The organism is Sphingomonas sp. Leaf23, from assembly GCF_001421585.1.
Lineage (GTDB): Bacteria > Pseudomonadota > Alphaproteobacteria > Sphingomonadales > Sphingomonadaceae > Sphingomonas.
Window position 1 is genome coordinate 91,417 of the sequence record NZ_LMKR01000004.1, and the last position, 20,498, is coordinate 111,914.

The 20,498-nt window shown below is 67.8% G+C and carries 21 protein-coding genes; 12 read left to right on the top strand and 9 right to left on the bottom strand.

Going from position 1 to position 20,498, the window contains the following annotated elements; translation table 11 throughout:
- The first annotated feature begins 122 nt into the window (after window positions 1-122).
- From ASE67_RS18235 to ASE67_RS12850, 4 genes are all read left to right on the top strand, one after another.
- Complete coding sequence (locus ASE67_RS18235; RefSeq protein ID WP_156347750.1) at window positions 123-278, top strand: hypothetical protein; 156 nt, start codon at window positions 123-125, stop codon at window positions 276-278.
- Between the two features lies 1 nt (window position 279).
- Window positions 280-597 (top strand): phosphoribosyl-ATP diphosphatase, encoded by a 318-nt coding sequence (locus ASE67_RS12840; RefSeq protein WP_055761964.1) that lies wholly within the window; start codon window positions 280-282, stop codon window positions 595-597.
- Window positions 598-602: 5 nt separating this feature from the next.
- Window positions 603-980 carry a histidine triad nucleotide-binding protein gene (locus ASE67_RS12845; RefSeq protein WP_055761968.1) on the top strand — a complete coding sequence of 126 codons (378 nt, stop codon included), beginning with the start codon at window positions 603-605 and terminating at the stop codon, window positions 978-980.
- Window positions 981-1,087: 107 nt separating this feature from the next.
- Entirely contained in the window at window positions 1,088-2,614 is a 1,527-nt protein-coding gene (locus tag ASE67_RS12850) for an amino acid permease (RefSeq protein ID WP_055761971.1), read from the top strand.
- A gap of 81 nt (window positions 2,615-2,695) precedes the next feature.
- On the opposite strand, the gene ASE67_RS12855 is transcribed toward ASE67_RS12850, so the two are convergent.
- The gene (locus tag ASE67_RS12855) at window positions 2,696-3,694 is read right to left on the bottom strand and encodes an adenosine kinase (RefSeq protein WP_055761974.1); all 999 of its coding nucleotides are present in this window, start codon (window positions 3,692-3,694) and stop codon (window positions 2,696-2,698) included.
- Window positions 3,695-3,831: 137 nt separating this feature from the next.
- Here ASE67_RS12855 and ASE67_RS12860 point away from each other — a divergent pair, with 137 nt between their 5' ends.
- The 5 genes from ASE67_RS12860 (at window position 3,832) to ASE67_RS12880 (ending at window position 8,137) form a co-directional block, all read left to right on the top strand.
- Window positions 3,832-4,530, top strand: a complete 699-nt coding sequence (locus tag ASE67_RS12860) for an EI24 domain-containing protein (RefSeq protein ID WP_055761978.1) — start codon at window positions 3,832-3,834, stop codon at window positions 4,528-4,530.
- Window positions 4,523-4,900, top strand: coding sequence for a hypothetical protein (locus ASE67_RS12865; RefSeq protein ID WP_055761981.1), 378 nt, complete (start codon window positions 4,523-4,525; stop codon window positions 4,898-4,900). Before ASE67_RS12860 ends, ASE67_RS12865 begins: the two co-directional genes overlap by 8 nt.
- A 130-nt stretch (window positions 4,901-5,030) precedes the next feature.
- On the top strand, window positions 5,031-6,071 hold the full coding sequence (locus ASE67_RS12870) for a mannose-1-phosphate guanylyltransferase/mannose-6-phosphate isomerase (RefSeq protein ID WP_082457123.1): 1,041 nt from the start codon (window positions 5,031-5,033) through the stop codon (window positions 6,069-6,071).
- 47 nt (window positions 6,072-6,118) lie between these two features.
- Window positions 6,119-6,865, top strand: coding sequence for an HAD-IIB family hydrolase (locus ASE67_RS12875; RefSeq protein ID WP_055761987.1), 747 nt, complete (start codon window positions 6,119-6,121; stop codon window positions 6,863-6,865).
- A gap of 192 nt (window positions 6,866-7,057) precedes the next feature.
- On the top strand, window positions 7,058-8,137 hold the full coding sequence (locus ASE67_RS12880) for an acyltransferase family protein (RefSeq protein ID WP_268795377.1): 1,080 nt from the start codon (window positions 7,058-7,060) through the stop codon (window positions 8,135-8,137).
- 342 nt (window positions 8,138-8,479) lie between these two features.
- On the opposite strand, the gene acnA is transcribed toward ASE67_RS12880, so the two are convergent.
- Window positions 8,480-11,155 (bottom strand): aconitate hydratase AcnA, encoded by a 2,676-nt coding sequence (acnA, locus tag ASE67_RS12885; protein WP_055761993.1) that lies wholly within the window; start codon window positions 11,153-11,155, stop codon window positions 8,480-8,482.
- Window positions 11,156-11,769: 614 nt separating this feature from the next.
- Here acnA and ASE67_RS12890 point away from each other — a divergent pair.
- Complete coding sequence (locus tag ASE67_RS12890; RefSeq protein ID WP_055761995.1) at window positions 11,770-12,366, top strand: 5'-methylthioadenosine/S-adenosylhomocysteine nucleosidase; 597 nt, start codon at window positions 11,770-11,772, stop codon at window positions 12,364-12,366.
- Here ASE67_RS12890 and ASE67_RS12895 read toward each other — a convergent pair whose 3' ends face one another.
- Genes ASE67_RS12895 through xseA form a run of 5 tightly spaced genes read right to left on the bottom strand, consistent with a single transcriptional unit; the run spans window position 12,367 to window position 16,432 of the window.
- Complete coding sequence (locus ASE67_RS12895; protein ID WP_055762000.1) at window positions 12,367-13,443, bottom strand: lactonase family protein; 1,077 nt, start codon at window positions 13,441-13,443, stop codon at window positions 12,367-12,369.
- 35 nt (window positions 13,444-13,478) lie between these two features.
- The gene (locus tag ASE67_RS12900; protein WP_082457125.1) at window positions 13,479-14,003 is read right to left on the bottom strand and encodes a superoxide dismutase family protein; all 525 of its coding nucleotides are present in this window, start codon (window positions 14,001-14,003) and stop codon (window positions 13,479-13,481) included.
- Between the two features lie 56 nt (window positions 14,004-14,059).
- Window positions 14,060-14,851, bottom strand: a complete 792-nt coding sequence (locus tag ASE67_RS12905; RefSeq protein WP_055762004.1) for a M23 family metallopeptidase — start codon at window positions 14,849-14,851, stop codon at window positions 14,060-14,062.
- A complete protein-coding gene (locus tag ASE67_RS12910; protein WP_055762007.1) occupies window positions 14,848-15,045 on the bottom strand; it encodes a DUF2093 domain-containing protein in 198 nt (65 codons plus the stop codon). The genes ASE67_RS12905 and ASE67_RS12910 overlap by 4 nt, the downstream gene beginning before the upstream one ends.
- A gap of 13 nt (window positions 15,046-15,058) precedes the next feature.
- Window positions 15,059-16,432, bottom strand: coding sequence for an exodeoxyribonuclease VII large subunit (gene xseA, locus ASE67_RS12915; protein ID WP_055762010.1), 1,374 nt, complete (start codon window positions 16,430-16,432; stop codon window positions 15,059-15,061).
- Between xseA and purD the strand changes: the two genes are divergently transcribed.
- Together purD and ASE67_RS12925 are read left to right on the top strand one after the other, a co-directional pair.
- A complete protein-coding gene (gene purD, locus ASE67_RS12920; RefSeq protein WP_055762013.1) occupies window positions 16,431-17,702 on the top strand; it encodes a phosphoribosylamine--glycine ligase in 1,272 nt (423 codons plus the stop codon). The two genes, xseA and purD, sit on opposite strands and share 2 nt — an antisense overlap.
- 4 nt (window positions 17,703-17,706) lie before the next feature.
- Window positions 17,707-18,378 (top strand): hypothetical protein, encoded by a 672-nt coding sequence (locus tag ASE67_RS12925; RefSeq protein WP_055762017.1) that lies wholly within the window; start codon window positions 17,707-17,709, stop codon window positions 18,376-18,378.
- 36 nt (window positions 18,379-18,414) lie between these two features.
- On the opposite strand, the gene ASE67_RS18740 is transcribed toward ASE67_RS12925, so the two are convergent.
- Window positions 18,415-19,026: a PAS-domain containing protein gene (locus ASE67_RS18740; RefSeq protein WP_268795374.1), complete on the bottom strand. Its 612-nt coding sequence runs from the start codon at window positions 19,024-19,026 to the stop codon at window positions 18,415-18,417.
- A gap of 87 nt (window positions 19,027-19,113) precedes the next feature.
- A complete protein-coding gene (locus tag ASE67_RS12935; RefSeq protein ID WP_055762022.1) occupies window positions 19,114-20,418 on the bottom strand; it encodes a hemolysin family protein in 1,305 nt (434 codons plus the stop codon).
- Window positions 20,419-20,498 lie beyond the last annotated feature (80 nt).

Below are 20,498 nucleotides of genomic sequence, written 5' to 3' on the forward strand. Positions count from 1 at the left end.
GGTCGCGGCGCAAGGCAACGGTCCCGTATGCGGACATCCCCCTCCACCATCGCTTCGCGACGGTCCCCCTCCCCGTGCCGGGGAGGATTTTCAGGTCCGGCAAAACCCCCTACAGCCGCTCCATGGCCACGACCGCCCTTGCCGCCGCCCATTCCGGCATCGCCCCACCCCGCGAAGGCTTTGCCTTTTCGGACGTCGCGACCTTCGTGGCGTTTGCGTTCATGGTGGTGTTGGCGCGGCGGGCGATCCGCAATCGGCAACGCAAGAACAGGGACTGACATGGACGCCTTCGACCGGCTTGAATCGGTGATCGCCAGCCGGATCGGCGGCGATCCCACGCAATCCTATGTCGCGAAGCTGCACGCGCGTGGGCCGGCCAAGATCGCGCAGAAGGTCGGTGAGGAAGCGGTCGAGTGCGTCATCGCGGCGATGGCCGACGACCGCGCCGGGCTGATCGGCGAGGCTGCCGACCTGATGTTCCACCTGACGCTGCTGCTGCAAGCCCAGGGCATCGCCCTCGACGATGTCCGTGCCGAACTGACCCGCCGCGAGGGCCAGTCGGGCATCGCCGAAAAAGCGTCCCGCCCCCAGGAGTGATCCCCATGCCGATCGACGCCACGAAGCCCTATGACGACACCAACATCTTTGCCCGCATCCTGCGCGGCGAAATCCCGGCCAGGCGGGTGTATGAGGACGACTTCGCCCTCGCCTTCCACGATATCGCCCCGCAGGCACCGGTCCATGTGCTGGTGATCCCCAAGGGCCGCTATGTATCGTGGGACGATTTTGCCGCGAACGCGCCCGATGCGGAAATCGCCGGCTTCGTCCGCGCCGTGGGCCATGTCGCCCGCGCGGAGGGGCTGGTCGAACCGGGCTATCGCCTGCTCGCCAATATCGGCGGGCATGGCGGGCAGGAGGTGCCGCACCTCCACGTCCACCTGTTCGGCGGGGCGCCGCTGGGGCCGATGCTGGCGCGATAGGACAGCTTTATTGCACGAAAGGAATTGCGCGGGGCGGATTTGCGGGTAGGTTTACGCCTTTGTAACTTCGCGGCCCCGGAAGAAGGCGCCGCGTTTGGGGGGCCTGCATGATTTTTGGCCGTATCAAGCCACTCGATGCGATCCTTGCGACCGCAGAGAAGAAATCGCTTACGCGCACCCTGGGTGCGTTCCAGCTGACGATGCTGGGCGTCGGGGCCATCATCGGCACCGGCATCTTCGTCCTCACCTCCGAAGCCGCGCAAAAGGCCGGGCCGGGCATGATGGTGGCATTCGTCATCGCCGCGCTGGTCTGCGCGGTCGCGGCGTTGTGCTATTCCGAATTCGCGTCGATGGTCCCGGTATCGGGGTCGGCCTATACCTATACCTATGCCGTGCTGGGCGAACTGCTCGCCTGGATGGTCGGCTGGGCGCTGGTCCTTGAATATGCGGTTGCCGCATCGGCGGTGTCGGTCGGCTGGTCCGGCTATTTCGTCGGGCAGTTGCAGGGTTGGTTCGGCATCACCCTGCCGACCGCGATCATCTCCGGCCCCTATGTGCCCGGTGGCATCGTCAACCTGCCCGCCGTCATCATCGCGCTGCTCATCACCGGTCTGCTGATGCTCGGCACCAGCGAGAGCGCGAAGGTGAACGCGGTGCTGGTCGCGATCAAGGTGACGGCGCTGACCGCGTTCATCATCCTCGCGCTGCCGGTCATGCGGATGGACAATTTCGAACCCTTCGCCCCCAATGGCTGGTTCGGCAACGAAGGACAGGGTGTCGTCGGTGCCGCGGCGTCGATCTTCTTCGCCTATGTCGGGTTCGACGCGGTATCGACCGCGGCGGAGGAGACGAAGAATCCGCAGCGCAACGTGCCGCTGGGGCTGATCGGCAGCCTTGCCATCTGCACCGTCTTCTACATGCTGGTGGCCGCCGGCGCGATCGGTTCGCCGCTCGGGTCGCAGCCGGTGACCAGTGCGCTGGGCGAATGGCTGGCACCGGGGTCGCAGGCGCTGGGCGCACGCTGCACCGAACTGGCCGGCATGGGCACCGAACCGCTTGCCTGTTCGAAGGAAGCACTGGCGCACGTCCTGCGCGAGATCGGTTATCTGAACATCGGTAACCTGATCGGCCTGGCGGCGTTCCTCGCCCTCCCCTCGGTCATCCTGGTCATGCTGTTCGGCCAGACGCGCATCTTCTTCACCATGTCGCGCGACGGCCTGCTGCCGGAAAAGCTGTCGTCGATCCACCCGAAGTGGAAGACGCCGCACGTCATCACCGCGATCACCGGCATCGGCGTGACCTTTGCCGCCGCATTCCTGCCGGTCGGCAAGCTGGCCGATATCGCCAACGCCGGCACGCTGTTCGCGTTCTTCATGGTGGCAGTCGGCGTACTTGTGCTGCGCAAGCGCGATCCGCATCGCCATCGTCCGTTCCGCACGCCCGCCGTCTGGCTGGTCGCGCCGGCGACGATGATCGGCTGCATCGGCCTGTTCGTGGCGCTGCCGCCCGATGCCAAGCTGGTGCTGCCGGTGTGGGGCGCGGTCGGCCTCGTGATCTATTTCCTCTATGGCTATCGCCGCAGCCATCTGGGTCGTGGGATCGTCGAGGTGGCGGATCTGGACGGCGGTCACTGATCCCCGCCAAGGTCAAAAAAAGGGGGGGAGGCCGATCGGTTCGGCCTCCCCCCTTTTCGTTTCAGGACAGGATCGACGGGCTCAGCCGATCTTTTCCTGCATCAGCCGGGTCAGGTCGACCTCGGGCCGCGCGCCATAGTGCGAGATGATCTCGGCGGCGCACAGCGCCCCCAGCTTCAGCGAGCGTTCGATATCATAGCCCTGCGCCTGTCCGTGCAGGAACCCGGCGGCGAACAGGTCGCCCGCGCCGGTCGTGTCGACCACCCGCTCGATCGGCTGCGCGGGCACGCTGGTCCGCTGCCCCCCGGTCACCGCGATGGCGCCCTGTTCGCCGCGCGTGACGACCAGCACCGGCACCTGCCCCGCGATCCGCTCCACCGCCGCGTCGAAATCCTCGACCTGCGCCAGCGCGACCAGTTCGTTCTCGTTTGCGAACAGGATGTCGACCTGCCCCTCGGCGATCAGCTTACGGAAATCATCACCGTGGCGCGAGATGCAGAAGGTGTCCGACAGGGTGAAGGCGACCTTGCGCCCCGCGTCACGTGCGATGCGGATGCCGGCACGCATCGCGGCGCGCGGTTCTTCCGGGTCCCACAGATAGCCTTCGAGATACAGGATCGCGCCGCTGGCGATCAGGTCGGCATCCAGCGCCGCTTCGGGCAGGAACTGCGATGCGCCGAGGAAGGTGTTCATCGTCCGCTGCCCGTCGGGCGTGACGAAGATCAGGCAGCGCGCGGTGGTCGGCTCGCCTGCGCGGACGGCGGTGTCGAAACGGACGCCGGCGGCGCGGATATCGTGCGCGAACACCGCGCCCAGCTGGTCATCGGCGACCTGGCCGATGAAGCCGGTCTTGCCACCCAGCGCCGCGATGCCGGCGACGGTATTGGCGGCCGACCCGCCCGACACTTCGCGGCCCGGACCCATCTTAGCATAGAGCGCATCGGCATCGGCGGGCGAGAAGACGAGCTGCATCGACCCCTTGGTCATGCCCTCCGCGGCAAGGAAGGCGTCGTCCGACTGGGCGAGAATATCGACGATGGCGTTGCCGATCGCAACGACGTCGAGTGTGGGCTGGGTCAATCAAGGTCTCCGAAACATGGCGCCCGGCGACGATGCGCGGGCATTGCCCTGCGCGTTAGCCAGCGGCGCGCGCGCTAGCAAGCGCATGCCCCCGCCGGGCGTTGACGTGCCCTTCCCGGCTCACCATCGTCCGATGCATGATCGAAAGCTTTTTCCTGTCGCTCGCCCAGCTCGGCGACCGTGCGTTCCTGCGGGTGCTGGCCAAGTCGCTGGCGCTGACGCTTGTATTGCTGGCGCTGGTCGGTGCCGGGCTGGCATATGGCGCACGCTGGGTGACCACCGACGTCTTCGTGCTGGGTGACGATGCCGGCACGCTGGCGGTCATCGCCACCGTCATCGTCGCGATCGGCCTTGCCTGGCTCCTCTTCCGCATCGTCGCCATCGCCGTCATCGGCCTGTTCGCTGACGAAGTGGTCGAGGCGGTCGAGGCGAAACATTATCCCGCCGCACTGGCGACCGCCCGTCCGGTGCCGCTCGGCCGGTCGCTCGCCATGAGCGGCAAGTCCGTGCTGCGGGCGGTGGCAGTGAACCTGTTCTTCGTGCCGCTCTATCTGCTGCTGCTCGCCACCGGGATCGGGACGGCGGCGGTGTTCTTCGTCGTCAATGGCTGGCTGCTCGGCCGGGACCTGTCGGACATGGTTGCGGCACGCCACCTGCCCCCCGCCGCGATGCCCGCCGAACGACGGGCAAGCGGCGGCCGGCGGTTTCTTCTCGGGCTGGTGGGAACCGGATTGCTGTTGATACCGTTTGTGAATTTCGTTGCGCCGCTGATCGGCGCGGCGATGGCGACGCATGGCTTTCATCGGCGCCGGGGCAAAGGGGGTGGGAATGCGTAGCGTTGGGATCAGCGTGGGATTGGCGCTGGCTGTCTCCGCCTGCGCCACGCCCGGTCCCGTCGTACGCCAGAACGCCCTGCCGACCCCGCCCGCACCCAGCTATGGCACGATCGGCCTAGAGCGGGTGATGGGGCAGAATGCCAATGCCCTTACCCAGTTGTTCGGCCAACCGCTGCTCGACCTGAGCGAAGGGGCCGGGCGCAAGCTGCAATTCGGATCGAACATCTGCGTCCTCGACGCCTATCTCTATGCGCCGCAGCAAGGCGGGGTGCCCGTCGTGCGCCATGTCGATGCGCGCCAGCGCACCGGCGCGCCGATCGACCGCGCCAGTTGCGTCGCCGCACTGACCCGGCGGGAAGGCGGACGATAGCCTCTCAACATGCGTTGGATGATATACGAAAAAGCATCTACGCGCCGAATACCCAAATCACGGGGCATCCTGCCCCAACGCCGGTCGACAGGCGTCTTTTCCAGTGCGACAGACAGGAACCTGCTTGACCATGCCCATGATCGTACCCGTCATTCTTTCCGGCGGATCGGGCACACGCCTATGGCCGATGTCGACCCCGGAAACGCCCAAGCAGATGCTGGCGCTGACGGCGGAAGCGACCATGCTGCAGCTGACGGCGACCCGCGCTGTCGGGGATGGTTTCGCCGCCCCGATCGTGGTCGCCAACGCCCGCCATGCCGACATGATCGACCGCCAGTTGGGCGCGGTCGGCGCCGCGCCGAGCGCACTGATCCTCGAACCTGCGGGACGTAACACCGCACCCGCGATCGCACTGGCGGCGCTGGCGGCGGAGACGCCCGATGCGGTGCTGCTGGTGATGCCGTCGGACCATGTGATCGCGGACGTCGCGGCATTCCACGCCGCGGTACAGCGCGCGCTGCCCAAGGTGCAGGACGGTTGGCTGGCGACCTTCGGGATTTCGCCCGATGCACCGGAAACCGGTTATGGCTGGATCCAGGCCGGCGAAGAGATTGCCGATGGCGTGCACCGCGTCGCCCGCTTCGTCGAAAAGCCGCCGCTCGAGGCGGCACAGGCGATGCTAGCAGCCGGCGATCACGTCTGGAACGGCGGCATCTTCCTGTTCCGCGCCGATCGATATCTGGCCGAACTGGGCCAGCACGAACCCGATATGCTGGCCGCGTGCCAGCGCGCGATGGATCAGGCCGACCGCACCGGTAACCGCATCGCCCCCGATGCAGCGGCCTTTGCCGCCGCCCCGTCGCAGTCGATCGACTATGCCGTCATGGAAAAGGCCGACCGCGTGGTCGTCGTGCCGGTCGCGATGGGCTGGAACGACCTGGGCAGCTGGGACGCGCTGCACGCGATCAGCGAGCGGGACGAGACCGGCAACGCGCATCGCGGCGAAGTGCTGGCGATCGACACGCGCGACTGTCTGGTCCGTACCGATGGCGTGCGGATTCGCATGGTCGGCGTGTCGGACCTGATCGTCGTGGCCAGCGGCAACGACCTGCTGATCCTGCCGCGCGGGCGCAGCCAGGACGTCAAGAAGCTGGTCGAAGCCCTGAAATAATCCTTGTCCGGCGGGCCGTGCGCCCGCCGATCCTGCCGGAGTATCCCATGAAGCAACTGGTAGCCTTCGACCTCGACGGCACGCTGGCCGAGAGCAAGCAGCAATTGACCGAGGCGATGGGCGAAGCGCTCGCCGACCTGCTCGGCGTCGCGCACGTCGCGATCATTTCGGGCGGCGACTGGCCGCAGTTCGAGAAGCAGGTCGCCACCCGCCTGCCCGCGCGCGCCGACCTGTCGCGGCTGTGGATGATGCCGACCAGCGGCACGAAGCTCTACACCTGGGGCGACGGCCGCTGGAACACGGTCTATGCCGACCTGTTCGACGATGCGACCAAGGCCAAGATCCTCGAAGCGTTCGATGCCGCGCTGGAGGCGACGGGCTTCGTCCCCGAACAGACCTGGGGCGAACGGATCGAGGATCGTGGCAGCCAGATCACCTTCTCGGCGCTGGGCCAGCAGGCTCCGATCGACGCCAAGGAACATTGGGACCCCAAGTTCGAGAAGCGCAAGATCATCCAGGCTGACCTGAAGCAGCGGCTGCCAGGCCTGTCGATCAACATGGGTGGTGCGACCTCGATCGACATCACCAAGGAAGGCGTCGACAAGGCGACCGGCCTTGCCAAGCTGGCCGATATCAGCGGGATCGCCACCGACGACATGCTGTTCATCGGCGACGCGATCTTCCCTGGCGGCAACGACTATGCGCCGAAGGCCGCCGGCATGGACACGGTGAAGATCCGCGATCCGCAGGAAACGCTGGCCGTGATCGAGGCGATCGTCGCCTGCCAGAAATAACCCGTCGATCCCGTCGCCCTGTGCGGCGGCGGGATCGCCACGTGGCAACTATCGTACCAGATCCGGGGATCGACGCGCCGCAGTGCGCCCGGAACGGTACGGATGCGGCGAAATGCCCGATTGCCAAGCCGTGATGAGTCGGCCTAGGTCGGCGGTCTGGCATTTCGGGAAGGACGTCCGCTGAGCAAGCGTATTGCAGGTTTCGACGGACTTCGCGCGATCGCGTCGATCGCGGTCGTGTTCTGTCACACGGTCGCTGGCCGGACCCAGATCGGTGGCTATGCCGTCAACCTGTTCTTCGCGCTCAGCGGCTTCCTGATCCTGTCGATCCTGTTCGATACGCGCCGGGCGATCGAGCGGCGGGAGATCGCCGCCGGGACCGCGCTCGGCAATTTCTGGACGCGCCGGTTCGCGCGCATCTGTCCGGTTTATTATGTCGTGCTGGCCTTCGCGCTGCCGTGGCTGGTGCTGACCGGTCAGATGCCGCTGGAGCACGCCCCGGCCTATATCGCCTATGTCCAGAATTACCTGATCCTGTGGACCGGGGACTGGGGCGCGTTCGGCTATACCTGGACGCTGGCGGTCGAGCAGCAATTCTATGTCCTGTCGGCGGCGCTGCTGTTGCTCACCCCTTCGGCGCGGCATCGTCCGCTGCTGGGCGCGGCGGCGGTCGTGTTGCTGGTCCTGGCGCTGGCGCTGGGACAGATGCCGTGGCTGATTTCGGCCTTCAGCGTCGACCGGTTGCCGCTGGTCGGTTTTTCGATGGCGTCGGCGGGCGGATGGCTGGCGCTGTCGTGGCGGGAGGGGCGGTCGTTCAAGGGACTGCTCGGGTTTCCCGCCTTCCTGGTTTCCGTTGCCATCTGCGCCGTGCTGGCGCCGATGCCTGCACAGTGGCTCAGCGGCAATCCGGTCACGCTGTTCGCGCAGCCGATCGTGCAGCTGATCGCGGTGTGCGTCATCCTCGGCCATATCGTCACGCACCAGTCCTCGGCTGTGGTGCGGTTCCTCGACCATCGCATCCTCAAATTCTACGGCGCGATCTCGTACAGCCTGTATCTGTGCCACGGCATCCTCGCCGACCAGCTCAAACCCTATTGGTTCGAAGCTAATCTGGGGATCGGCGTGCTGAACTTCGCGGTCGAGCGGCTGTCGTACTTCGCGTTCATCCTGGGCATTTCGACGGTGATCGCCACGCTGTTGTGGACCTATGTCGAGCGGGTGTTCCACCGCAGCCGCCCGGCGGTTCCAGCAGCACCGCTTGCGATGGCGTAACCCCGCCTCCAGTCGATATGGGGCGCAAGGCGCGTCCAAAGTTCACTAAGTTCACACTCGTGCGCAGTTCGTGCCGCTTGCGGTTCGGGCGATCGATGCGCGACGGGTCGACGGTGAGAAAGAGCCGCTGCGGCTATACGCGGATCGCGATGCTGTAGGACAGGGCCGAGGGCGTGTGCGCCTGACGGAATGTCCTGCCCCGCCTATAACCGGGAAATCCCAGCCCTTGCCGGCATGACATCTAGTTCGACGAGGGGCGATCGACCGCCAGCTCGCCAAACGAAAAAGGCCGCGCCTCCGATCAGGAGACGCGGCCTTTTTGTCGCCGTCAGGCTGGACCGCTTACGCGGCCAGCTTGCGCAGCACGTACTGCAGGATGCCGCCGTTCAGGAAATATTCCAGCTCGTTGACGGTATCGATCCGGCACTTGGTCACGAAGGTTTCGGTCGTGCCGTCGGCGCGGGTCATGACGACCTCGACGTCCTGGCGCGGGCGCAGGTTGGCGACGCCGGTGATCGTGAAGGTTTCGTCACCGGTCAGGCCCAGCGTCTGGCGCGTCACGCCTTCGGCGAACTGCAGCGGCAGCACGCCCATGCCGACGAGGTTCGAACGGTGGATACGCTCGAAGCTTTCGGTGATGACCGCGCGGACGCCCAGCAGGTTGGTGCCCTTCGCCGCCCAGTCGCGCGACGATCCGGTGCCATATTCCTTGCCCGCGATCACGACCAGCGGGGTGCCGTCGGCCTTGTGGCGCATCGCCGCGTCATAGATCGGCATGACTTCGCCGTCATAGCGGCTCATGCCGCCTTCGACGCCGGGGACCATTTCGTTCTTGATGCGGATATTCGCGAACGTGCCGCGGACCATGACATTGTCGTTGCCGCGACGCGCGCCATAGGAGTTGAAGTCGCTGCGCGCGACCTGCCGCTCCATGAGCCACTTGCCCGCCGGGCTGTCGGCCTTGATCGAGCCGGCCGGGGAGATGTGGTCGGTGGTGATCGAGTCGCCGAGGATCGCCAGCGGCTTCGCCTCGACAATGTCGGCGATCGGGTTCGGCGTCATACCCAGCCCGTCGAAATAGGGCGGGTTGGCGATGTAGGTGCTCGACGTCGGCCAGTTGTAGGTGTCAGACCCCTCGACCGAGATGCCCGCCCAATGCTTGTCGCCGGCATAGACGTTCCCGTAGCGCGAACGGAACATGCCGTCGTCGATGTTGGCGGCCATCAGGTCGGCGACCTCTTCGTTCGACGGCCAGATGTCCTTCAGGAACACGTCCTGCCCGTCCGAGCCCTGCCCGATCGGGGTCGACACCATATCCTCGGTCACGGTGCCCTTCAGCGCATACGCCACGACGAGCGGCGGCGAGGCGAGGAAGTTGGCGCGAACATCGGCCGACACGCGGCCTTCGAAGTTGCGGTTGCCCGACAGGACCGACGCGGCGACGATATCGTTGCCGTTGATCGCCGCCGAGATCGGGGCCGCCAGCGGACCCGAATTGCCGATGCAGGTGGTGCAGCCATAGCCGACAAGGTTGAAGCCGACCGCGTTCAGGTCGGCGGTCAGGCCCGCCTTGTCGAGATAGTCGGTGACGACCTGGCTACCGGGTGCCAGCGAGGTCTTGACCCACGGCTTGGGGCGAAGGCCCAGCTTGTTCGCCTTGCGCGCGACCAGACCGGCGGCGACCAGCACCGACGGGTTCGACGTGTTGGTGCAGCTGGTGATCGCGGCGATCACGACGTCGCCGTCGCCGATGTCGTGGGTAGCACCCTCGACCGGGGTGCGAACGGCGGCGGCCTTCTTGTAGACCTTTTCCAGATCGGCGTTGAACACATCGTCGACGTTCGGCAGCTCGACGCGGTCCTGCGGGCGCTTGGGGCCGGCGAGCGATGGCACGACGGTCGACATGTCGAGTTCGAGCGTGTCGGTGAAGATCGGGTCGACGGCGTTCTCGTCGCGCCAGAAGCCATTGGCCTTCGCATAGGCCTCGGTCAGCGCGATCACTTCCTCGGGCCGCGCGGTCAGGCGCATATAGTCGATCGTCTTGTCATCGACCGGGAAGAAGCCGCAGGTTGCGCCATATTCCGGCGCCATGTTGGCGATCGTCGCACGGTCGGCGAGCGTCATCGACGACAGGCCGGGGCCATAGAATTCGACGAAGCGGCCAACCACGCCCTTGGCGCGCAGCATCTGCGTGACGGTCAGCACGAGGTCGGTGGCGGTGATGCCTTCGCCGAGCTTGCCGGTCAGCTTGAAGCCGACGACTTCGGGGATCAGCATCGACACCGGCTGGCCGAGCATCGCGGCCTCTGCCTCGATACCGCCCACGCCCCAGCCGAGCACGCCCAGACCATTGACCATCGTCGTGTGGCTGTCGGTGCCGACCAGCGTGTCTGGGTACGCGATGGTGCCCGAACCGTCGGTCGATTCCGACGACCACACCGCTTGGGCCACATATTCCAGGTTCACCTGGTGGCAGATGCCGGTGCCCGGGGGCACGACCGAGAAATTGTCGAGCGCCTTCGAGCCCCACTTCAGGAACTCATAGCGTTCGATGTTGCGCTGATATTCCAGCTCGACATTCTGTTCGGCGGCCTTGGGCGTGCCGAATTCGTCTACCATGACCGAGTGGTCGATGACGAGGTGGACGGGAACCTGCGGATTGATCTTCCCCGCGTCGCCGCCGAGCGTGGTGATCGCGTCGCGCATTGCCGCGAGGTCGACCACGCAGGGAACGCCGGTGAAGTCCTGCATCAGCACGCGCGCCGGGCGATACTGGATTTCGCGATCCGACCGGGCGTCCTTCTGCCAATCGACGATCGCCTGTGCGTCCTCGGGCGTGACGGTCGTGCCGTCCTCAAAGCGCAGCATGTTCTCCAGCAGCACCTTCATCGAGAAGGGCAGCCGCGACACGTCGCCGAGCTTGGCCGACGCCTTGGCCAGCGAATAATAAGAATAGGTCTTGCCGCCGACATCGAGCGTGTCGCGGGTGCCGAGCGTGTCCTGGCCAATGGCGGTCATGCGGATCCTTCCCAGTTGGTCGCGGGCGGGATTCGACGGGCCGAGGGCCGTCGACGGAATGGCCGCCGCGGGTAGGTTATCGAGCTGTACCCGTGGCCCTTAGCAACCGTGTCCGGCGGGGGGAAGTGGGTGAATCCGCCTGATGGGCGCAGTAGACCCCAGTTTTAGTCCATCACAAATGATTTCGATTTGCAATAGCGATATCGAGAGAATTTGTCGGAGTAGGCGGGTGCGAGCCCGTCATGGGCAAGCGGGCGGTTCCGAAGGACTGCCCATTTTCCTACAAGGTCCTTGTTCGCGTAACGCTCCCCTTTCAGCAGTGGAGGGCAGGTAATGACGGGTGGACGCCGCAGCGGCGGCGGGCGTTTCTGTGGGCGCTGGGCGAGACGGCTTGCTGCGGCTGTTGCTGACGCGCGGTGTGACGGCAGCGCCGGAAACGGAAGCCCACGGGTTCCCGGCGAGCAAAGGGTGGGATCGGGCGACGGAGGCGGAAACCGATGCGCTGCTGATGGCCAATCTGAAGGCGTTCAGGCGGCGATTGGCCAAGGAAGAGGCACGCAAGGCCTTGCCCGCGCCCGCCCCTGTCGCCACCACGGCGCCATTGCAACAGGGGAATGGCGATGCAGGCGACGCGGATCGGGGGGCGGCGGGTGCTGTTCATCATGGCGACGGGCCACGAATATGGCCCCTGCCTGGCTGAACGGTTCGTACCGGTGATTACCGGGGTGGGGCCGGTCGAGGCGGCGGTGGGGACGGCGCAGGCGCTGGCCGGAATGGACGCCCTGCCCGACCTGATCGTGTCGATCGGGTCGGCGGGGTCGCGCACGCTGCCGCTGGGGTCGGTGTGGCAGGTCGCCAGCGTGTCGTGGCGCGACATGGATGCGTCGCGGATCGGCTTTGCGAAGGGCGTGGTGCCATTCGCCGACTTCGGGGCGGTGCTGCCGCTCAACACCCCGCTCGACTGGCCGGTGGCGCGGCTGTCGACGGGCGCGGATATCGTCGGGGGCGACGACTATGCCGCTATCGATGCCGATATGGTCGACATGGAAACCTATGCCGTGGTGCGGGCCTGCGCGCGGTTCGGCGTGCCGGTGCTGGGGCTGCGCGGCATTTCGGACGGGCCGGGCGAGCTGGAGGCGATTGGCGGGTGGACCGCGATGCTGGGCGTGCTGGACGAGAAGCTGGCGGGGGTGGTCGACCGGCTGGGGTAATTACGCCCGGTCGAGGAACACCACGCCCGGCACCGCGATGCGCGCAGGGGTAGCGCGCAGGCGGCCGTCATAGGTCAGGTCGAAGATCGCCACGTTGCCGCTGCGTTCGTTGGCGACCAGCAGCTGCCCGCTATCCTCCAGCAGCAGGAAGAAGCGCGGCCAGTCGCCGCCGCACGGGATATGCTGGGCCAGCGTCGCGCTGCCGTCCTCGGCCAGGTCGAACACCGCGATGCTGTTGTGCCCGCGGTTCGAGGCATAGAGGCGGCGGCCGGCGCTATCGATCGCGATATGCGCGCCATAGGACGTGCCCTGCCAGTCGGGCGGGAGCAGCGAGGTGGTGGCGCGCGCCGTCAGCGTGCCGTCGGCCTGCGCGTCGAGCGTGGTCAGCGTGTTGGCGAATTCGGTGACGACATAGCCGATCGGCAGCGTCGGGTGATAGGCGAGATGGCGTGGCCCCGATCCGGCAGGCGCGCGCCATGCGATCGCCGGATCGCCGATCTCCCCGGTCGACAGCGGATAGGCGAAGACGGCATCGGCGCCCAGGTCGACCGCGTGGAGGAAGCGGTTGTCGGGGGTGAAGCCGACCCAGTGGGCGTGCGGGCCAGCCTGTCGATCGGTGCGCGGGCCGGTGCCCTTGTGCTGGCGGACGATCGGCGGCTGCGGCATGCCGGCGGCGAGCGGATAGAGCGCGACGGTGCCCGACGAATAATTGGCGACCGCCAGCAGCGCGCCGTTGGGGGCGATGGCGATGTGGCAGGGATCGTCGCCGCCGCTCGGCAGGTCGGCGAGGATCTTGCCGTCGCGGTCGGTGGCGACCATCCGCCCTGCCGTGAACTCGCGGACGAAATAGCGCATGTCGCCGCGCGACACCCCGAACGATGCGTCCTTGAGCGCGGGATCGGCCGCGCCGACGCTCCAGCTGCGGCCCGATGCGGGCAGGCGATACACGCCCGCCCCGCCCTTTGCGGCATAGGTGCCGGCGATCAGCGCCTGCCGCCACCCCTGCGCCCGGACGGGCAGGGCGGACAAGGTGGCGGTGGCGGCCATGCCGGCCAGAACGGAGCGTCGCGAGGTCATGGCCCCGCTATGCGCCGCCCGGGCCGGCCATGCAATCAGGCGGCGGCGAACACCCCACAGGCGATGCGACCGCCCGAATTGCCCGACGGATCGGTCTTATAGTCGTCGGCACCGGCATGGATCACGAACGCCGATCCATCGGCATCGAGCAGCCCGTCCATCGTGCCGGCGGGCAGCATGATCGTGACCGATCCCGACCCATCGGCACCGATGGTCAGGTTGGGCGCATCCCCGGCGTGCGGGCCGGCGGGGTTGCTGGTGCCGTGCTGCTTGCCCGTGGGGTTCCAGTGTCCGCCGGCGGTGGTGAAGTCGGGCGCGTCGCAGCGGCCCACGGTGTGGACGTGCGCGCCGTGCATCCCGGCGGGCATGCCGCGCGCGTCGATCCTGATCTGGATACCGCCCGCCATCTCGGTCGCGGTCACGGTGCCGACATCGGCCCCGGCGGCGGTACGCAGCGACGCGGTGGCGGTGCGGCCCGCGCTCGGCCCCGTCGCGGTGGTGGTGGTGCAGCCGGCAAGGGCGGTGGCGGCGATGGCGGTGAGCAAGGCGGCACGCAGCATGGTCGAAATCCCCTTTGATTCAGATGCGGAATGTTTTGGGGTCACGGGCGGTTCCGTCAGGGCGTCATCGGCCCGGCGAGCAGCAGCGGATCGATCCGCGCGTCATGCCATTTCATGCCCCAGTGCAGGTGCGGACCCGTCGCGCGGCCGGTCGCGCCGATCGCGCCGACGACCTGCCCCTGCCGCACGTGGTCGCCGGGTTTCACGTCGATCCGCGACAGGTGCAGGAACGCGCTGTTCAGCCCCATGCCATGGTCGATCATCAGGAGGTTGCCCTCCAGCGTGAACGGCGCGGATGCGGCGAGGATGACGACGCCATCGGCGGGCGCGGCGACCGGCGTGCCGGTCGGCCGGGCGACATCGACGCCCGAATGGTACGCGCCGGGTTCGCCGGCATAGATGCGCTGCGAGCCGAACAGGCCGGAGATGCGGCCCTTCACCGGCCAGGCGAAGCGTTGCCGCCACCCCTGCGCGTCGGTCGCCCGATCGCGCGCGGCGTTGATCTGCCCGAGTTCGGGGGCGCGGCGGCGCTGGAATTCGGCAGAGGGTTGCGACACGCGCGGCAAGGTCGGCAACCGCTCGATCCGCCAGCTGCGGGCTGCGACGCTGAGTGGACGAACGATGCGCTGCCCATCGGGGAGCGTCGCGATCAGCGTCGCGGCAGGCCCGGCGTCGCGGTCGAACGCGATCAGGAAACGGCCGTCGGCAGCGACCGCGACCGGTTGCCCGTCCAGTTGCAGCGTTGCGCCGGGGGCCACGCTGCCGGTCAGCACCGCGCCCTGCCCCGGCGTGCCGTCGAGCAGGATCGCGGCGGGGGCCGCCACGATCAGGGCGGCGGCAACGATCACTCCGGTGCCAGCGCCTTGGTCGACGCTTCGGCATCGAAATAGGCCTCCTGCCGCTCCGCATTCCAGTAGCGCAGTTCTTCGAGCGGGATACGGGCGCCGGTGACCGCGCAGGTCACGAAGTCGCCATCGGCCAGCACCCGGAAGTTGTTGGTGAGGTAATGGAGCTTGGCGGGGCGGCTTTCAGGCTTCAGCATGGGGGTGTCCGGATCAGAGCAGGGTGGGTTGCGTGGGCTCGACATAGGCGCGGCCCCCGGCACGCTCAACCTTCGCGTCCAGCACGCCGTCGCGGAAGTGGAGCTGGAGCGCGCCGGCGGCGCGGGCATCGGCGGCAGTCGCCACCGTCTTACCGTTCGTCTTGGCGACGACGCGGACATAGCCTTTTTGCAGCAGGTTGTCGGGGTTCACCTGCTCCAGCATGCGGGCGGTGCCGTCGAAGCGGGCGCGGGCCTGCGCCAGCCGCTGCGTCAGCATGGCGGGGCGCAGCGCATGGCCGTGGCGGTCGAGATTGCGCCGGGCAGTGGTTACGCGGCGTTCGAGCGCCAGCGACAGGCGGCCGGCGGCATCGTCCAGCCGCTGGCGCTGCGGGCCCAGCAGCGCGTCGCGGCGGGGCATGACGCGGACCAGCGCGGCCAGCTGTTCACGCCCGCGGTCGTGATAGCGCCGCGCGCACCGCTCCGTCCGCAGCGCCAGCGTGGCGATGCTGTGGGCAAGGTCGGCGCGCACCGGCACGGCCAGTTCAGCGGCGGCGGTCGGCGTCGGCGCGCGGAGATCGGCGGCATGGTCGCACAGCGTCGTGTCGGTCTCATGCCCTACCGCCGAGATGACCGGGATCGGCGAGGCGGCGACCGCGCGGACCACGACTTCCTCGTTGAAGCACCACAGATCCTCGATCGACCCGCCGCCGCGCGCGACGATCAGCAGGTCGGGGCGACGCACCGGCCCGTCCTCCGGCAGTGCGCCGAACCCCCGCACCGCCGCCGCGATCTCCGCCGCTGCCCCTTCGCCCTGCACCTTGACCGGCCAGACCAGCACATGGGTCGGGCAGCGATCGGCGAGGCGGTGGAGGATGTCGCGGATGACCGCGCCGGTCGGCGAGGTGACGATGCCGATGGTGCGCGGCAGGAACGGGAGCGGACGCTTCTTGGCCGCGTCGAACAGTCCCTCGCCCGCCAGCTTTGCCTTCAGCTTCTCCAGCAACGCCATCAGTGCGCCTTCGCCCGCCAGCTCCAGATGGTCGATCACGATCTGATAGCGCGAGCGACCGGGATAGGTGGTGAGCTTGCCGGTCGCGATCACCTCCACGCCGTCCTGCGGGGTGAAGGCAAGGCGGCCGGCCGATCCGCGCCACATCACGCCGTCGATCAGCGCGGCATCGTCCTTCAGCGCCAGATAGACATGGCCCGACGAGGCGCGCTTGTAGCCCGAGATTTCGCCGCGCAGGCGGACGCGGCCGAACTCCCCCTCGACCATGCGCTTCAGCCGGCCGGCGAGTTCGCTGACGCTTTCGGGCGCGGCGTTGTCGTTCGCGCGCGGCTCGGCTACGAGCCGGCTCGAGGTAAAATCGGGGAAACGATCGTCCATGAATGTCCTGTTGATCGGATCGGGTGGGCGCGAACATGCGCTGGCGTGGAAGCTGGCGCGCTCGCCGCTCCTCGATACGCTTTATGCCGCGCCCGGCAACCCCGGCATCGCCCATCACGCGACGCTGGTGCCGCTGGAGGTGACCGATCACGCCGCAGTGGTGCGGTTCTGCGCCGAACATGCGGTCAAGCTGGTGGTGGTCGGGCCGGAAGCGCCGCTGGTAGCAGGACTGGCCGATGATCTGCGTGCCGCGGGAATCGCGACGTTCGGGCCATCGGCTGCCGCCGCGCAGCTGGAAGGGTCGAAGGGCTATACCAAGGATCTGTGCCGTGAGGCGGATATCCCGACCGCCGGCTATGTCCGCGTGACCGACCTCGACAGCGCGATTGCCGCCCTCTCCCCCTTTTCGCTTCCCGTCGTCATCAAGGCCGACGGGCTGGCGGCGGGCAAGGGCGTTACGGTGGCGATGGACCGGGCCGAGGCCGAAGGCGCGCTGGCCGCGATCTTCGAACAGCCCGGTGGCGAGGCGGTGATCGAGGAGTTTCTGGCGGGCGAGGAAGCCAGCCTGTTCGTGCTGACCGATGGCGTCACGCTGCTGCCGTTCGGATCGGCGCAGGACCACAAGCGGGTCGGCGACGGCGATACCGGGCCGAACACCGGCGGCATGGGGGCATACTCCCCCGCGCCGGTGCTGACCCCGGCGCTCGAAAAACTGGCGATCGACACGATCGTCGCACCGACCGTAGCGGCAATGGCCGCGCGCGGTACGCCCTATTCCGGCGTCCTCTATGCCGGACTGATGCTGACCGATCGGGGGCCCAAGCTGATCGAATACAACGCCCGGTTCGGCGATCCCGAATGTCAGGTGCTGATGGCGCGGCTGGACAGCGACCTGCTGCCGGTGCTGCTGGCGGTGGCGCAGGGGACGCTGAGCACGGTCGAGCCACCGGTGTTCAGCGACGATACCGCGCTGACGGTGGTGATGGCAGCACCGGGCTATCCGGGCACGCCGGAGACGGGGCGTCCGATCGGCGGGATCGAGGCGGCGGAGGCGACCGGCGCGACCGTGTTTCACGCGGGAACCCGATCGGCGGGTGCAGGCGTTGTGACCGCCGGTGGCCGGGTGCTGGCCGTGACCGGGCGCGGGGCCGATGTAACCGCTGCGCAAGGTGCGGCGTACCGGGCGGTCGATGCGCTCGACTTTCCGGGCTTCTGCCGCCGCGACATCGGCTGGCGCGAAGTCGCGCGCGAAGCGGCGATGAAGGATTGAGACGATGGACAGCACCTCCCCCCTGCAATCGCCCGGTTTCCTGGGCGCGCTGACGACGGTGAATCTCGTCATCATCGCCGTGCTGGCGGTGGTGACGATCATCGGCATCGCCTATGGCATGAAGCTCGCCCGCGCCCGGCGGCAGGGTGTGCGCGAGCTGGAGGATGGCGGGCATCTGGAGCGGGGCGACACCTCGGTCGAGGAGCCGGCGGCGGTCGAGAGCCCCCGTGCGGTAGCGCCGGTCGCGCCTGTGCCCGCCACCGTCGAGCGGGTGGCGGCACCGCCGCCTGCACGGGTCGAGCCGGTCGTGGCCCCGGCCCCGGCCCCGGCCCCGGCCCCCGCCCCCGCCGCGCCGGTCGAACCGGTAGCGGAGCCGATCGTGGCGCCGGTCCCAGTCGCGGTAACGACGCCCCCTGCCCCCGCTGCCCCGGCGGCTGGCGCGACCGATCTCATCCGTCTGAAGGGGCTGGGGCCGAAGGTCGCGGCGATGCTGGTCGAACAGGGCGTGCCGGATATCGCAACGCTGGCGACGCTGGATGCGGCACGGGCCGAAGCGGTCGCCGCGCAGCTGGGCATGTTCGCGCCGCGCATGGCCAAGGACCGCTGGGTCGAACAGGCGCGGTTCCTGGCGGCGGGCGATGTGGCGGGGTTCGAGGCGACGTTCGGGAAGCTGTAGGATCCCGGACACCCCGCCGTCCGCACCCCGGGCGGCCTACATCTGCCGCAGCGATTCCTCGATGACGTGGCTGATGTCGTGCAATACGTCGGATGTCTGGCGCGACAGGCTTCGCACCTCGTCGGCGACGACAGCGAAGGCGCGCCCGCCCTCGCCGATGCGGGCCGCCTCAATGCTGGCGTTGAACGCGACGACCCGGTTCTGCGCAGCGATCTCGGCGACCCGGCGCAGCATCGTGCCGGCTTCGCGAGTCAGCGATTCGCGGCGATCGCCGATGCGGTGCAGGTGCCGTTCATGGCTGACGTCGGCGAACGTGAGGACGGCACCGCCCTGCCCCAGCGGCGTGAAGCTGATCTCGAAAATCTTGCCGTCGTCGAAATGATGGTCGAACTGGCGAGGCTGGCCGGTACGGGCCCAAAGGCGGTGATTGTCGATCACCCCTTCCAGCCGCTCCGGTGACCAGCCGACCACCTTGGCCGAACAGGTAAGATAATCGCGCAGCGTCGATCCGACCGAGACCGCCGCTTCCGGAAAGCCGACGATGCGACTGACGTGGCGGTTGATGAGCACGATCCGCTCTTCGGCGTCATACACGACGATGCCGTGACGCATATGGTTCGTCACCAGCGTGAGCAGTTCGGCCGCCATCATCGTTGGTATCGTATACCTTTCGACGCCACGGGTAGATGGCGGGTCGTTAAAAGACCGTTATCCACCAACGTACCGTCCGACCGCCTACGCCACCTGTCCGACCAGCAGCTTGTCGATCTTGCGCCCGTCCATGTCGACGATTTCGAAGCGCCAGCCCTGTTCGGTGAAATACTCGCCCTCGGTCGGCAGGTGCTTGAGCACCGCCAGCGCGAGGCCGGCGACGGTGGCATAGTCGCGGTCCTCGGGCAGGTCGATGCCGATGCGTTCGGCCAGCTGGTCGGCAGGGGTCTGGCCCGATACCAGCAGCGATCCGTCCTCGCGCCGGACGATCAGCGGGTGATCGCCCTCCTCCGCGTCCGAAGCGAAGTCGCCGGCGATGGCGCGCAGCAGGTCGGCGGGCGTCACCAGCCCTTCGAAATGGCCATATTCGTCATGGACCAGGCCCATCGGCACATCGGCGCGGCGGATCGCCTGCAGCGCGTCCATCGCGTCGACCTGATCGGGCAGCACCGGCGCTTCGTGCAGCAGGGTGCGCAGGTCGAGCGGTTCGCCGCGACAGATCGCCGCGACGATATCGCGCGCCTGCACCACGCCGATCACCGCATCGACCGATCCTTCGGCGACCGGCAGGCGGGTGTGCGGCGTGGTCGCCATCGCCGCGCGGATACCGGCTTCGTCCAGCGTCACGTCGAGCCATTCGACCTCGGTACGCGGCGTCATCACCTCGCGCACCGGCCGGTCGGCCAGGCGGACGACGCCCGAGATGATCGAGCGCTCATGCTCCTCGATCACGCCCGACTTGCTAGCTTCGGCGACCAGCAGGTGCAGTTCCTCCGCCGTCACCCGGTTTTCCGATTCGCGGTTCATGCCCAGCAGCTTGAAGATCAGCGACGAGGTGGTGTCGAGCAGCCACACGAACGGCGCGGTGATGTACGACAGCCACAGCATCGGCACCGCGACCAGCACCGCGATCGGCTCCGGACTGCGCAGCGCGAACTGTTTGGGCACCAGTTCGCCGATCACGAGGCTGGCAAAGGTCGTGACGCCGATGACCACGCCGAAGCCGACATTGGCCGCCAGCGATTCGGGCAGGCCTAGCAGCACCAGCCGCTCACCGACCGGCCCGCCCAGGCTGGCGCCCGAATAGGCGCCCGACAGGATGCCGATCAGGGTGATGCCGATCTGGACGGTCGACAGGAACTTGCCGGGATCGTCGGCCAGCCGCATCGCGGTCTGCGCGCCCCTGCCCCCCGATTTCGCCAGGCCTTCCAGCCGTGCCTTGCGCGCAGAAACGATGGCGAGTTCGGACATGGCGAACACGCCGTTCAACGCCACCAGCGCGAGGATGATGACGACGTCGAACCAGGGGAAGGGTGTGAGAGGTTCCATTGAACTGGCCCATCCATGCCGCAATGCCGCGCCCCGCACAACCGGCGAGTCGCGTGCCGGCGTGCGATTACGTCGCCCGC